The sequence below is a fragment of the Microbulbifer sp. genome, from assembly GCF_051659245.1.
GTDB lineage: Bacteria > Pseudomonadota > Gammaproteobacteria > Pseudomonadales > Cellvibrionaceae > Microbulbifer.
Genome location: NZ_JBOFOC010000097.1, coordinates 25,297 through 37,257 on the forward strand (window position 1 = coordinate 25,297; position 11,961 = coordinate 37,257).

Annotated in this window: 11 protein-coding genes; 7 read left to right on the top strand and 4 right to left on the bottom strand. The window is 61.5% G+C overall.

All coding sequences use genetic code 11. The features are described from left to right. The first annotated feature begins 345 nt into the window (after positions 1–345). The 5 genes from ACRC0P_RS10545 (at position 346) to ACRC0P_RS10565 (ending at position 3,676) form a co-directional block, all read left to right on the top strand. Positions 346–996, top strand: a complete 651-nt coding sequence (locus ACRC0P_RS10545; protein ID WP_438630628.1) for an OmpA family protein — start codon at positions 346–348, stop codon at positions 994–996. Between the two features lie 57 nt (positions 997–1,053). Beyond that, a complete protein-coding gene (locus tag ACRC0P_RS10550; protein ID WP_438630630.1) occupies positions 1,054–1,506 on the top strand; it encodes a hypothetical protein in 453 nt (150 codons plus the stop codon). Between the two features lie 308 nt (positions 1,507–1,814). Further along, positions 1,815–2,276, top strand: a complete 462-nt coding sequence (locus ACRC0P_RS10555; protein WP_438630632.1) for a hypothetical protein — start codon at positions 1,815–1,817, stop codon at positions 2,274–2,276. Then, positions 2,276–2,644, top strand: coding sequence for an STAS/SEC14 domain-containing protein (locus ACRC0P_RS10560; protein ID WP_438630634.1), 369 nt, complete (start codon positions 2,276–2,278; stop codon positions 2,642–2,644). The genes ACRC0P_RS10555 and ACRC0P_RS10560 overlap by 1 nt, the downstream gene beginning before the upstream one ends. Positions 2,645–2,872: 228 nt before the next feature. After that, positions 2,873–3,676: a class I SAM-dependent methyltransferase gene (locus ACRC0P_RS10565; protein WP_438630636.1), complete on the top strand. Its 804-nt coding sequence runs from the start codon at positions 2,873–2,875 to the stop codon at positions 3,674–3,676. Between the two features lie 210 nt (positions 3,677–3,886). Here the strand turns inward: ACRC0P_RS10565 and ACRC0P_RS10570 are convergent, their stop codons facing one another. From ACRC0P_RS10570 to ACRC0P_RS10585, 4 genes are all read right to left on the bottom strand, one after another. Then, complete coding sequence (locus ACRC0P_RS10570; protein ID WP_438630638.1) at positions 3,887–5,272, bottom strand: L-serine ammonia-lyase; 1,386 nt, start codon at positions 5,270–5,272, stop codon at positions 3,887–3,889. 204 nt (positions 5,273–5,476) lie between these two features. Further along, a complete protein-coding gene (cmoB, locus tag ACRC0P_RS10575; protein ID WP_438630640.1) occupies positions 5,477–6,454 on the bottom strand; it encodes a tRNA 5-methoxyuridine(34)/uridine 5-oxyacetic acid(34) synthase CmoB in 978 nt (325 codons plus the stop codon). A gap of 78 nt (positions 6,455–6,532) precedes the next feature. Continuing rightward, positions 6,533–7,252, bottom strand: coding sequence for a carboxy-S-adenosyl-L-methionine synthase CmoA (cmoA, locus tag ACRC0P_RS10580; protein WP_438630648.1), 720 nt, complete (start codon positions 7,250–7,252; stop codon positions 6,533–6,535). 185 nt (positions 7,253–7,437) lie between these two features. Beyond that, positions 7,438–10,350: an insulinase family protein gene (locus tag ACRC0P_RS10585; protein ID WP_438630642.1), complete on the bottom strand. Its 2,913-nt coding sequence runs from the start codon at positions 10,348–10,350 to the stop codon at positions 7,438–7,440. Positions 10,351–10,862: 512 nt separating this feature from the next. Between ACRC0P_RS10585 and ACRC0P_RS10590 the strand changes: the two genes are divergently transcribed. Then, entirely contained in the window at positions 10,863–11,576 is a 714-nt protein-coding gene (locus ACRC0P_RS10590; RefSeq protein WP_438630644.1) for a DUF599 domain-containing protein, read from the top strand. Beyond that, positions 11,566–11,895 carry a nucleotide pyrophosphohydrolase gene (locus tag ACRC0P_RS10595; RefSeq protein ID WP_438630646.1) on the top strand — a complete coding sequence of 110 codons (330 nt, stop codon included), beginning with the start codon at positions 11,566–11,568 and terminating at the stop codon, positions 11,893–11,895. Before ACRC0P_RS10590 ends, ACRC0P_RS10595 begins: the two co-directional genes overlap by 11 nt. Positions 11,896–11,961: the final 66 nt, after the last annotated feature.

The window sequence follows — 11,961 nt, forward strand, 5'->3', positions numbered from 1 at the left end:
CGCTTCATTCACAGAGTTATCCACAGAACTTGTGGAAGACGGCCGCTGTTGTGGTCGGAGCGCCTTCGGCGGCGGCACAGATATTGGCCTGACCGCTTTCCAGCATTTTCCTTACAATAATTGCGAGCTGTCCGGTAGACCTCCCCGCCATTTCCGCCTAATCTTCTGTTCCGAAAAAAAGGGGCCGGGTTCAGCTTACAGACAGTTGGTCGCGGCAATACTCCCTCCCGGATCGGGGAGGCTGACAGCCTGTCGAACTTAGGGCTATCGTATGCTCGACAGGCTGTTAGTCTTCCCAAATCTCGACACCCGTTCACCGATAGCAAGTGTTTAGGAGAACCTTACATGAAAAAATGGGTAGCAATTTTCGCATTGGGCTCACTGGTGGGCTGTACTACGCTGGACCCTTACACAGGGGAAAGCAAAACCAGCAATGTGGCCAAGGGCGCCGGCGCTGGCGCCGTTGCCGGGGCCATTATCGGTGCGGCTACCGCGAGCAAGAAGGACCGCAAGAAAGGGGCGATCACCGGCGCCGCGGGCGGCGCGGCTATCGGTGGCGGCATCGGCTACTACATGGACCGCCAGGAAGCGGCCCTGCGCCAACGCCTGGAGGGCACCGGTGTCCGGGTACAGCGCGAGGGTGACAATATCCGCCTGATCATGCCCGGCAACATCACCTTTGCCACCAACCGCGCCGACATCCGCACGAACTTCTACGACACCCTGGACTCCGTGGTGATCGTGCTGAAGGAGTTCGACCAGACCGCCATCCGTGTCAGCGGCCACACCGACAGCACCGGCTCCGACGTCTATAACCAGACGCTGAGTGAGCGCCGCGCCAATTCTGTCTCCAGCTTCTTCATCGGTCGCGGGGTAGCCAGCGGCCGTGTACAGGCGGTAGGCTACGGCGAGCGCTATCCCATCGCCAGCAACGATTCGGAGTCCGGCCGCCAGGCGAACCGCCGGGTGGAGCTGGAGTTGCTGCCGCTCAAATAATGTGAGAAAAAAGGGGCATCCGTTGGATGCCCCTTTTTTTGTTTGGGAGGAAACAGAGTGGCGAAGACAATACAGGCCGCAATAGCCGCGATTGCACTCAGCCTTTCGGCGCTCTGTATCTCGCAGGAGGCTCCGGAGGCCGGGGAAGCGCGAGGCGACACTTTCGCCGAGCGCTATGCAGAGGCGGAACTGGTGGCTCAGGTGCAGATTGCCGGAATCCACCGGGATGTGGACAGCGCCCTGTCCGAGCCGGGGATGGTGGCACTTCTCGGCTATGTCTACTCCGCGGTTTCCCGGCAGGTGTGGAAAGGTGAAGCCAATCGCCTGATCGCCTTCCGGCTGGGGCTGGATGCTTGCGGACAAAAACTGGAAAAGGGCGCCCGCTACCTGATTTTCGCCCGCCCGGACAGCCGTGGCCGCCTGCAACTATATAGTTGCGACGCGGTAATCCCCGAGGCTGAAGCCGCCCCCTTGCTCGCCCGCCTCAAGGAATTCGATCTCCAGGGCTGATCGCTCCCCGACCGCGTTGTAGATATTCTGTTTCAAATCAAGCTTTCATTGACGTCATGCCGGTGCAGGCCCCATAAAACCCTCCGTTCTATTTCCGTTCCCATTTACAACAATCCAAACTTAGTAGAGGAATAATGTTCCTTGAAGAACCCCAATCACGGGTTATTCTTATCAATATGGCGTCGTCTTCTTCCGTGTTGTGCATTTGGTGAAGAATGGATTGGCACCAAAGGGCTCGGGCAGGGCGTATTGTTCCGCCAAAACTGAGCCTCAATACACGCAACAGCCAGGGGTCAACAGGTGGGTTTATGAAAAAGCTACTGCTTCCGCTGATTATTTTGCTGCTGATTATCGGCTACTTTATGTCGCGCGACCGCGACGATTCTGCCAAAGATTCCTACGACTCGCTCGAGACGCCCGAGAGCGAGCAGATGACACCGCCGGACGACAGGTCCCCCGATGAGGGAACCATGCCCCGCGAGGAAAGCACACCGCCGGATACCGATACGCCCCGGGAATCCGACGAGCCGGATACCACGCCGCCGGGTGACGACACCAGCGACACTCTGATAGATAAAACCGAAGATGCCGCCTCCGATGCCGGACAGGCATTGGGAGACGTAACGGAAAAAGCGGGTGAAGCAGTAGAGGAGGTCGGCGACGCAGCCAAGAAAGCGGCTGAACGGGCGGCGGAAAAGCTGCGCGGCGAAGATGCCGCCGAAGAGGATTCCTCCACGGAGGACACGGAGGAAGAGCCGCAGGGCAATTGATGATAGAACACTACTGGCACTGCGATCACTCGGTGCTCGAAATTTGTCCCCTGGGGCCGCTGGAGGAAACAGATTTCCAGGCTCTGGAGGCTCAGGTGGACCCGGTGATCAGCGAGCACGGCCGCCTGGCAGGGTTGCTGATCAACGCGGGGCATTTTCCCGGCTGGGAGGGTTTTGCCGCGCTGATCTCCCACTGCGTTTTCCTGCGCGACTACCACAAGCGTATCCACAAAATTGCCGTTGTATCGGATCACACACTGTTGGGCTTTATGCCCCGGCTGGTGGACCACTTCGTCGGTGCCGAGGTGCGGCCTTTCCCAGCCGCTGATTACCAGCAGGCGCTGAGCTGGCTGGCCGAACCGGGGTAGGGGCGGAATGGTACTAAGTTAAGCGGAATCCCCTGGAGCCTGCTTGCAGGCGAATTGAGGTCGCGGCAAGGCACCGGGAATGTTCGCCTGCAAGCAGGCTCCTACAGCGCAATCCTTAGGGGCAGGAGCAGCTCGGAGCTTAACTTAGTGCCATGCCCAAACACAGGTTTGGCGTTGCCCCGATAGTCAGTTAGCATCCCCGTCTTTTGAACCAAAGCGGAATTTTCCTTGATCGATCAACTGGCCGTAACCGCCAGCGATGCCGAGTGGCTGCCGGCCGCGCGACGACTGGCGGGCGAGTTGCAATTGCGCTGCCTGGATTGCGCGGAGCCGGCCCGGCTCGAGGCGCCGGCTTTCGTATTGCAGCGGGGCGAGCGTCTGCAGCTGTGTGCCACCGGGCGCAAGGCGCCGGGACCGGTCTTCGTGGACTTTGTCGGCGGCGCCGCCGCGCACCGGCGCAAATATGGGGGAGGTAAAGGCCAGCAGATTGCCAAGGCCGTTGGCCTGCGCAGCGGATTTTATCCGGAGGTGGTGGACGCCACCGCAGGGCTGGGGCGGGACGCCTTCGTTCTCGCCTCTCTCGGCTGCACAGTACATATGCTGGAGCGCAATCCGGTGGTGCGCGCGCTTCTGCGCGACGGCCTGGAGCGATTACAGAAAGCCGCCCTGGAAAACGTCGAACTGGCCCCGATAGCACAGCGCCTCAGCCTTGAAGAGAACGAAGTTTCTGCGCGGGACTGGCTGCGGGATCAGGCGCCGGGTTCGATTCCGGTGGTCTACCTGGACCCGATGTTTCCGGAGCGCGGCAAGAGTGCCGGGGTAAAGAAGGAAATGGCGGCCTTCCACCATCTGGTGGGTAGCGATGAAGATGCGGGCGGATTACTCGAGCCGGCCTTTGCCGCCTGTTACTACCGCACCGTGGTAAAGCGGCCACGGCTGGCCCCTTTTCTGGCGGCGAGAAAACCTTCGCTGTCACTGGAAGGGAAGTCGGGGCGATTCGATATCTACACCAAGCACGGCGTGCCGGGATGACGATGGAAAGGTCCCCTGTAAGGGCGAACACAAGGTTCGCCCCGAATGGCACTGACTTAAGCGCAAATGGCCTTATTTGTAGGGTGGGTAAGCGAAGCGCATCCACCAGTTACAAGGCCTGGGGCGGCGGATGCGCTTCGCTTATCCGCCCTACGGGAGCCGGAAGCCGCTTAAGTCAGTGCCATTCAGGTTCGCCCCTACATTTCTCGGTCAGCAGTTGACGGCGTTGACCGCCAGCCCGCCGAGCGAAGTCTCCTTGTACTTGCTCTGCATATCCACGCCGGTCTGGCGCATGGTCTCGATCACGCTGTCGAGCGGCACGATATGCGCGCCGTCGCCGCGAAGGGAGAGTCGGGCGGCATTGATGGCCTTGACTGCACCCATGGTATTGCGCTCGATACAGGGTACCTGCACCAGGCCGCCGATGGGATCGCAGGTGAGGCCCAGGTTGTGTTCCATACCGATTTCCGCGGCGTTTTCGATCTGCTGATTGCTGCCGCCCTGGACCGCGGCCAGGCCGGCGGAGGCCATGGAGCAGGCCACGCCGATTTCGCCCTGGCAGCCCACTTCCGCGGCGGAGATGGAGGCGTTCTTTTTGAACAGCATGCCGATGGCCCCGGCGGTGAGCAGGAATTTCACCACTTGGTTCTTCAACTCGCCGTGCTTTTCCGGGCTGTGCACGAATTGCACATAGTAGGCGATCACCGCGGGAATCACCCCGGCGGCGCCGTTGGTGGGGGAGGTGACGATACGCCCGCGGGCCGCATTTTCCTCATTCACCGCCAGGGCGAAAAGGCTGACCCAGTCGAGAATTGCCAGCCCTTGATTGCGCTCCTCCTCGGGCTGTTTGCTCAGTTCGCGATAGAGCTCCGCCGCGCGCCGGCGCACATTCAGGCCACCGGGCAGTAATCCCCGCTCGCGACAACCCCGCTGGATGGAGGAATTCATCACCTCCCAGATATTCCACAGTTGCTGTTTGACTTCCTCTTTGGTGCGGAAAGCCTTTTCGTTGGCCATAGCCAGTTCGGCAATGCTCCAGTGATGTTTTTCGCACAGCTCCATCAACTGTTTTGCGGAGCTGAAATCGTAGGGCAGCAGGGTGGCTATCTGGTCCTTGTGCGCGAAATCCTCCTCCGACAATACGAAGCCGCCACCGATGGAAAAATAGCTGCGCTCGAAAAGCAGTTCGCCATCGGCGTAGGCCTGGCAGGTCATGCCGTTGGCGTGCTGGGGCAGAAATTCCTCTTTGTGGAAGACCAGGTCGCGATCGCAAACAAAGCCGATGTTTTTATCGCGGTTCAGCCGCAATTGCCGGTCCTGATCGATCTGTGCGAGCTTGTGGTCGACGGTGTCCACATCGATGGTGTCCGGCGCCTCGCCGAGCAGGCCCATCAGCACGGCCATATCGGTGCCGTGGCCGACACCGGTAAGGGCCAGGGAGCCGTACAGGTGGACCTGTACCCGGTCGGTATTCCGCAGCTGTTGCCGGTCTTCCAGGTCCTGGACAAACTGCCGCGCCGCCACCATGGGACCTACGGTGTGGGAACTGGAGGGGCCAACGCCGATTTTGAAAAGTTCGAAAACGCTGATGCTCATACAGTACACAAAGCCCGTTTGCTGTTTTGTAAGAACGGCGGGGCGGCCATGGGCCGCTCCTACAAGGGTGCTTGCACCATTTAGGGGCAAACCTTGCCGATATGGTAGTGATAATCAAGGGGTTCGGCGATATTCCACAGAAAATTCTACAGGTGGGTTATCTGGCAGAATAAACGGGCTTCAATTGTCGCTGGAAGGCAGAAGCTACGGCGCATTCGCGACCAGAATAGCGCGTTTGGGAGCGGGGTGACCTTCCACGGTTTTGTCCGGGGATTCCGGGTCGAGGAAGTCCGCCAGGGATTCGAAGCGCATCCACTCCGTGCGGCGTTGCTCGCCGGGATTGGTGGTGCCCACATCCACCGCGCGGGGATTTTCAAAGCCGCACTTGCGCAACCAGCTCTCCAGGGTGGCAGTGCTGGGGATAAACCACACATTGCGCATCTTGGCGTAGCGATCTTCAGGGACAAGACACTCACCGGGCTCGCCGTCGATCACCAGGGTTTCCAGCAGCAACTGACCGCCGGGGCGCAGGGTGTCGCGCAATTCGCGCAGGTGGTCCATGGGCGAGCGGCGGTGGTAGAGGACGCCCATGGAGAAGGTGGTGTCGAAGGCGTGGAGTCTGGGCGGCAGTGCCTCGATGCCCAGGGGCAGCAGGTCCACCGGCTGCTCCCAGCCCAGGTATTTTTTCAGCGCGTAAAACTGGGCGAGGTATTTGGCGGAGGGATCGATGCCGATCACCCGCCGCGCGCCGGCCCCGAACTGGCGCCAGCAGTGGTAGCCGTTGCCACAGCCCACATCCAGCACCAGGCGGTTTTCCAGCGGTTCCAGGTGCGGCAGCACCCGCTCCCATTTCCAGTCGGAGCGCCACTCGGTATCGATAAACAGATCGAAAATTTCCCAGGGGCCCTTGCGCCAGGGGTGCAGTTTGCGCAACTGCTTTTCTAATGCCTGCAACTGCTCCGGGGAGGCATCCGCGGCGCAGCCAATACGCACTTTTTCCCGCAGCTCGACAGCGGACGGGGAGATATCAGGCAGCGCATCGAATGCGGCCCGCCAATCCGGGAGGTCCCCCCAGCGCTCCGGGCTGAGACCGGCGGCGATCTGCTCCGGCAGCTGTGCCAGCCAGGGGCGCAGGGCGGGAACATGTTGAATGCCGGCGTAAAAGTTGGTGTAGTCGATCATAGTTCAAAGTCGGTTGTAGGAGCGGCGGGGCGGCCATGGGCCGCTCCCGGCCGGACCGCTCCTACAGGGTGGTTTCGCTCAGGTTTTTGCCTTTATCGCAATCATCGACGCAAAATTAAAACACTGGAACCACACATCGACGCTGGTAAAACCCACCGCCTTTAGGCGCTCGCGATGGGTGTCCAGGGTTTCCGGGATCAGCACATTTTCCAGCGCGGTGCGCTTCTGGGCGATTTCCAGTTCGCTGTAGCCGTTGGCGCGCTTGAAGGCGTGATGCAAATCGATCATCAGTTCCCGGTGGTCGGGATCGGTAAAGTCCACCTTTTCCGAGATAATCAGTATACCCCCCGGCCGCAGGCCATCGCAGATTTTCTGCAGAATGCCCTCGCGCTTCCCCACGGGAATAAACTGCAAAGTGAAATTGAGCACCACCACTGAGGCATTTTCGATTTTGACATTCTGCAGGTCGTCGCAGACCAACTGTACCGGGATCTGCCCGCTGTCCGCCGCCAGCACCTGGTGCGCGCGCTCGATCATCGCGCTGGAGTTGTCCACCGCAATAATTTCACAGTCCGCCGCGGGAATGCGGTGGCGCATGGCCAGGGTGGCGGCGCACAGGGAACTGCCCAGGTCGTAGCAACGGCTGCCGGCCTGTGCGTATCGCTCCGCCAGAGTGCCGATCATCGCCACGATGGTGGTGTAGCCGGGCACCGAGCGCTGGATCATATCCGGAAAGACGTCGACTACCGACTGGTCGAACTGGAAGCCGGTGACGTCGCCGAGGGGATTGGCGTAGATGGTATCTCTCGGGACTCGGGACTCGGGACTCGGGACTCGGGGAGCGGCTGTGTCGGACGCAGTGACCTTTTCAAAGCTTTGGTCGGTGTTTGTGCGCGGAGTTCTAGCCGTTTTTGTTCCGACTTCTTTTTTCGTGCATTCCCGAGTCCCGAGTCCCGAGTGCCGAGTCCCGCTTCTCCGCCCCATCAAAGCTTCTCCTCAGCCAACCCCAGCTCCAGCCCCGCCTCGCGGCCCTGTGCCCCGGTCACCACCGCGGTGCTGGCGTTTTCCGGTTTCAGGTAGGTGCTGGCGACGCACTTCAGGTCCTCCAATCGCACCTCCGTCACCCGGCGGCGGAACTCCTCGCGCACGGCGTGGGTGCGGCCGTAGAGGGCGGAGTGGAAGGCTTTCTTGGCTTCGCCGGCGGGGGAGCTGGGTTTGTCCAGCGCGCCCACCACGCCCAGTATGGCTTCCTCCACCTGCTCGTCCTTTTGCCGGCCGCTGGCCAGCCATTCCAGGGAGGCGTCGAAGTCCGCGAGGGTTTCCGCCATGCGCGGGTCCCGGTAGGAGTAGAAGCGGAAGACGCCGAGGTTGCTGTCGTGGCTGGCACCGCCGCCGTAGGCGCCGCCCTGTTCGCGGATGCTGCGGTGCAGGAAGCCGTTGCGCAGGAAACCGCCGAGGACCGCCAGCGGCGCCGCGTCTTCGTGGACCATGGGCACGGTGGCATAGGCCTTGGCGCAGAAGTTGACCTGGCTGTTGGCCAGCCACAGCTCTCCGACCCGGTGCGGGTCGAAATCTTCCGATGGGGCGGCGGAGGCTTCCACCGCTTCGCTGGCCAGGGGCGCCAGCGCCCGGGAGTAGTCCGGCAGTTTGTCCTCTTCGCCGATCAGCAGGAACTGGCGCGGCGCAGCGGCGATCTTGTGGTGGATGGCCTGGAACTGTGCGGTGAGTTTTTCCAGGCCGTCGTCGCTGTCCAGTCCGCGCACCAGGGCTTTCAGCTGGCGCAGCCCCAGCAGGCCGCCGGTGGCGTGGCTCTCGAAGGCGGCGCGGTTGTAGCCGGCGCTCGCGGCGGCCATGGCGAGGGCGTGACCGTTGCCCACCACGCCCTGTTCGCGGCGCGCCAGAGTTTGCAGCAGCAATTCCCTGAAGCGTGGCAGTTCGTCGAAACGTACCTGTTCCACGGTGGCCTGCATCAGTTCGGTGAGCGGCGCCTGGTTGCGGGTCAGGGCCTTGCCGGAGAGTACGAAATAGCTGGAGAGCTGCTGCAGGTCGTCGATATCGGTGCGGCTGCTGGTATAGCTGTGCAGGGCGCCGGCCACGCTGGCCTGCCACTGCTGCACCTGCAGGTAGTCCTTGTCCCCCAGGCCCACTTCGGTGAGCGCCTGGCAGTAGTAGGGCAGCAGTTGCTTTTCCTCTTCGGTCAGGTCCGGGAGGGCGCAGATCAACTGCTGGTACACCAGGCCATTGGTGCCGGCGCTGTAGCGGGTGAGTTTCTGTTTGCCCAGGCGTGTTTCCTCGCCCTCGACTTTGGGCATTTCCGGGGGGATGTCCTCCACGCCGACCTTGGGCAGGATGGAGGCGTCGTCCTCGCGCTGCTGGCGATCGAGCAGCGCGGTGGCGGTCTGCACGATCTGCTCTTTTTCGCCATCGCTCAGGCGGGCTTTGATTTCCGCCAGGCGGGCCTTTTCCGCGGCTTCGCGGCGCCCGGACAGCGCGTCGTCCGGCGACAGCACCAGGCGGATACGGTGCTGGTTTTCAAGCAGCAATTTGCGCGCGGTGTCGGCGATAAAGCGCGGGTCTTTGATCTGCTCGCGGAGCTTTTCCAGGATGGGGTCGATATTGAGCAGGCCGATGGCGTCGCCGCGGTGGGTGGCGCCGGTGAGGGCGGTGAGGATCAGTTGCAGGCCGTAGGGGAAGCCGTCGCCAGTGATCTCCCGCTGTTGCAGTTCCAATTGGTGCAGGGCGGCGGCCACCTGTTCGTGGGGCACGCCGTTCTCTGCCACGTCCTCCAATACCGCCAGCACCTGTTTTTCCAGTTCGTCGCCGCGCTCCCGCTCGCTGCCCTCGATGCCGCAGACGAATGCGAGTTCGCGCTGGGAGTCGTCGAGGCCGCAGAGGGGAGAGGGGGATGTGCCCAGGTCGGTGGTCTCCAGCAGTTTCATCAGTGGCGAGGCGCTGTTGTCCAGCAGCACGCCGGTGAGCAGGTGGGCGGTGAGGGATTCCTCCAGGTCGGTGACGTCGCCGAGCAGCCAGCCGAGCACGATGTGGGTTTTTTCCTCCAGTCCCTCGTCACCGCTGACGGGATAGTGTTCCTCCACCGATACTGGTGCCAGATAGCGGTCCTCCCGCTCCACGCCGATGGTTTTGTCGAGGGGCTCGAATTTGTGCAGCGCCTTTTCCTCGAACACCGCCTGGTGCTCGGCGGCGGGGATGTCGCCGAAGGTCATGAAGACGGCGTTGCTGGGGTGGTAGTGGCTGCGGTAAAAATCCACCAGCTGCTGGTAGCTGAGCTTGGGAATATCCGCCGGTTCGCCCCCGGAGTTGTGGTGGTAGGTGGTGGTGGGGAAGAGATATCTGCTCAGGGTCTGCCACAGCTGGGAGGTCACCGAGCTCATGGCCCCTTTCATTTCGTTGAACACCACCCCTTTGTAGACCAGTTCGCTGTCCGTGTTGCCGGGTTCGGCGAACTCCAGCCGGTGGCCTTCCTGGGCGAAGTCCAGCGGGTCCAGGCGGGCGAAGAAGACCGCGTCCAGATAGACGTCGAGCAGGTTGTCGAAGTCCTTGCGGTTCTGGCTGGCGAAGGGGTAGGCGGTCCAGTCGGAGCTGGTAAATGCGTTCATAAAGGTGTTCAGGGAACGCCGTATCATCATGAAGAAGGGGTCGCGCACCGGGTATTTTTCGCTGCCGCAGAGGGCGGTATGTTCCAGGATATGGGCGACGCCGCTGGAGTCCTGGGGAACGGTGCGCAGTGCCACCAGGAAGACGTTTTCCGGATTGTCGGCGGCGATATGCAGGTGTTGGGCGCCGGTTTTGTGGTGTCGGTACTCCTCCACCTGCACGCCGAGGGATTCGATGGTTGCGCTGGTGACCAGTTCGAAGGCGGGGTGTGCGTTGCTCAAAAGACTGCTCCCTAGGGTTCTTGCTGTCGGGTTTCGAAGTGTCGATCGGGGCGCCGGACGGGGCGATTTGAACTCCGAAACTGGAATTATGGTTTCCGGCCAAGGCACCTGCCCCAGCAATGGGGCGCTATTCTACCGCCAGGGCGAGCCGGAAAAACAGTGTTGACACCGCTGCCACCAGGGCAAACACTTCGCTGACTGCCCGGGCAGGGCATTAACTCGGCCCAATGCGCTCCGGGTTAATACTCAAGTTTCGGAGTTCAGTTTTGGGAGCCGGGACGGGGTGCGCCTTTCTGGGACACGGGCTAGGCGCCCCCCCTCAATACGTCCCTGGCAGGTTTTTGCTCCTGCAAAACCTGCACTTCCGCCATCCATGGCGGTCGTAGATTGTCCGCGAGGTCCCTCTCGCAGACAGTCCCAGAAAGGCGCACCCCGCCCCGGCTTTTGCTATCGGCAGGGGCCTCGCTCCGAAACTTGAGTTAGTAAATGTAGACGAATACGGAGACACACGTTTGACCTGGTTGGATATCGCCAGCGTAACTGGCTTTTTTGTCACCTGGATGGGGTATACGGTTTTCGCGCGCAGGAAGGCCAAAGTGGCCTGGTGCCTGGCATCGTCAATGCAGTGGTACCGGGTGGAGTGGATGTTGCGCATGCTGGAGCGGGATATGCGCATGCCGGACGCGGCGATTATCGGCAACCTGGAGCGGGTGATCGGTTTCTTCGCTTCCACCAGTATCCTGATCCTTGCGGGTCTGGTGACCGCGCTCACCGCCGACACCGTGGCGGTGGAGATGATCAACAGCCTGCCGTTGGCGGAGACCACCACGGTGGTGCAGTTCGAGCTGAAGATACTGTTGCTGGTGGTGATTTTTATCTTTGCGTTTTTCAATTTCACCTGGTCCCTGCGCCAGTATTCCTTTGCCAACGTGCTGATTGGCGCGGCGCCACCGGCGGAGGACGAGAGCTTTAGCGAGGAGGAGCGGCGTCGCTATGCGATCAGTACCGCCAAGGTGATCGACCAGGCCGGGCACAGCTACAACTACGGGCTGCGCTCTTACTATTTCGCCATGGCGGTGATGGGTTGGTTTATTCACCCACTGCTGTTCGTGATCGGCTATCTGTTGGTGGCGCTGATACTTTTCCTGCGCGAGTTCCGTTCGCGCACCCTGCAGGTGCTGCTGGCGGCGGAGGGACACAAGATCAATGGCGAGAATGTCAAATAGCATGGATACCGCGGCGGTGTTGGCCGCTTTCGACGAGATCGCCCGCCGGCGCGACTGGCAGTCTTTGCACACACCGAAGAACCTGGCCATGGCGCTGTCGGTGGAGGTGGCGGAACTGTGCCGCCACTTTCAGTGGCGCGATGACGGGGAGGTGGAGCGGATGTTGCAGGCCGGCGAGGCGGGGAGTGTCGAGGTGGAGAGTGTCGCGGCGGAACTGGCGGATATCCAGATGTACCTGCTCAAGTTGGCCGCGGTCATGGATATCGATCTGGACAAGGCCCTGGCGGACAAGATCGCCGAGAACCGGCGGCGTTTCTGAATCCCGTGCTTCCCTGTAGGAGCGGCCCATGGCCGCGATCGGGGTGGGTTTAATCCACAGGCCGAT

Bases quoted from the DNA above. Each gene is read 5' to 3' on its own strand.
- ACRC0P_RS10555 (WP_438630632.1), top strand. From the start codon at position 1,815: ATGAAAAAGCTACTGCTTCCGCTGATTATTTTGCTGCTGATTATCGGC.
- cmoB (WP_438630640.1), bottom strand. From the start codon at position 6,454: ATGATCGACTACACCAACTTTTACGCCGGCATTCAACATGTTCCCGCC.
- ACRC0P_RS10545 (WP_438630628.1), top strand. From the start codon at position 346: ATGAAAAAATGGGTAGCAATTTTCGCATTGGGCTCACTGGTGGGCTGT.
- ACRC0P_RS10570 (WP_438630638.1), bottom strand. From the start codon at position 5,272: ATGAGCATCAGCGTTTTCGAACTTTTCAAAATCGGCGTTGGCCCCTCC.
- ACRC0P_RS10560 (WP_438630634.1), top strand. From the start codon at position 2,276: ATGATAGAACACTACTGGCACTGCGATCACTCGGTGCTCGAAATTTGT.
- ACRC0P_RS10595 (WP_438630646.1), top strand. From the start codon at position 11,566: ATGTCAAATAGCATGGATACCGCGGCGGTGTTGGCCGCTTTCGACGAG.